Origin of the sequence: Pseudoalteromonas sp. GABNS16E, assembly GCF_028598715.1 — a bacterium.
GTDB lineage: Bacteria > Pseudomonadota > Gammaproteobacteria > Enterobacterales > Alteromonadaceae > Pseudoalteromonas > Pseudoalteromonas atlantica.
In genome coordinates this window covers 1-1,749 of record NZ_JAQREZ010000116.1, presented here as the reverse complement: position 1 = coordinate 1,749, position 1,749 = coordinate 1, and the positions used below count along the sequence as shown (strand labels likewise).

The 1,749-nt window shown below is 42.7% G+C and carries 1 protein-coding gene; it reads right to left on the bottom strand.

The annotated features are described in order from the left end of the window. Positions 1-100: 100 nt before the first annotated feature. A complete protein-coding gene (locus PSI06_RS20845) occupies positions 101-1,609 on the bottom strand; it encodes an ISNCY family transposase (RefSeq protein ID WP_273604792.1) in 1,509 nt (502 codons plus the stop codon). Between the last annotated feature and the right edge of the window lie 140 nt (positions 1,610-1,749).

Below are 1,749 nucleotides of genomic sequence, written 5' to 3'. Positions count from 1 at the left end.
GTGTGATTACCAAGGGATTGTGTCGGTCTAATTACCGAGCGACTTTGTCGTAAATAGCATATCAGCCAGTTGTTAAACTGGCTATGATTTATGCCTATTCTTACAACGCTTGCGACCTTGCAACTCTCAGTGCAGTGGTATTCAAATTGTTTCTTAACCACATGCTACGCACACCGCCTGCGCTAATATCAATACCGAGGGCTTCAGTCAGCTTGATGGCCACTTTCTGTTGACCAAGGTGGGGATGCTCAACGGAGAATTTTACGACTGCATCTTCGATGGCTTTATCTACACAGTTTTTATGTCTTATATCGGGAGTTTCTTGGCGTTTTAAGGCATCAGGACCGCCTTGCTTAACCAGTCTTAAGTGTCGGTGAATAGTGTCTCGTGAGACGCCACTTTGTCGTGAAGCTGCACTGATACTTCCAAGCTTTTCGATTAATGCCAACACCTCTAGTTTCTTTTGTACTGCTAAGTCTTCTGATTCAAGCTTACTTGGCTCATTTACTTCAGATACCTTGAGTTGCCGCCCTGCGAAGTGTGCGGTGAAGCCTTTCTTGCTGGTGTTTCGGATCTCAATTTTCTGATTAGCTATGGAATGTTTTAGCGGTGAATCAATCAAATAGAACTTGTTACCGTAGCTGAAGGTGTGGTCATTGCGGATCTTACGATGGTCTTTAATGACGCAGATATCATCAAGGTTGGTGTGTTTCGATAATGGTGTAAATTCAGGCGCTTGCTTTGATTTCACTTGAATTCTAGACTGCCAGAATTGTGGGATGAATACATGTTTCAGGTATGCATTAGCACTGGCTATATCTTTAATATTGTTAAGCCTTAGCTCAGGTACAAGGCGGTCTTGAAATGTATCAAAGGCACGTTCAACACGGCCTTTACCTTGAGGCGAATTGGCGAAGATAATCTCAATACCCAATTCTTCACATGCACGCTGCATTTGTGAGAAGTTGCAACGCTTAGGGCCGCCGAAGATACCCGCTCTATCCACGTACAGCGTTTTAAACACGCCCTTAGTTTCGATACAATCTCGCATGACTTTCATACAACCAGCGGTGGTTTCAGATGGGAAGAACTCTGCATGTACTTCACTGGTGGCATCATCAATCATCGCAATCAAACAATGCTTCTTATCGCCAAACCAACGATGGGGACTACCATCCATCTGCATCATTAAGCCCGGCGCTGCCATACGCTCTCTGCGTTTTCGAACATTGCTACGTCTTCGTTTGGCTCGTTTAACGTGATGAATATCATGTGCCCAACCGCGAAGGGTTTCACGCTTAATAACAATGTTCTCATTCGTAGCTAATTGTTCAGCCAAGTGCAACAGATTCAAATCGTAATATTTTTCCTGAATCAATTTTTGAACCGCTTTTTTTATTGATACCGGCGTTTTGTTGGATGGGGCTTTGCCACTGTTACCATGCACAACAAACTGAATACCGACTTTCTGATATCTCTTCACATAGCGTTCTATTGAACGTCTAGACTTACTGAGTAACTTAGCAGCATTGGCAATTGTTATTCTGCCTTCAACCACTTTGGCAATTATATCAACGGTTAGTTGAGCTTTAGAATCCATCACAATCATCCTCAACATGCCTTCTAGTATTCAAAAACAAGAACACTAACAAACATGTAAAAAAGAGACCGACAGTTTCCCTTGGTAATTAGCAATTACGACAGAATTGCTTGGTAATTAAGATACGACAAAGTCGCTTGGTGTTAACA

Bases quoted from the DNA above. Each gene is read 5' to 3' on its own strand.
- PSI06_RS20845 (WP_273604792.1), bottom strand. From the start codon at position 1,609: ATGATTGTGATGGATTCTAAAGCTCAACTAACCGTTGATATAATTGCC.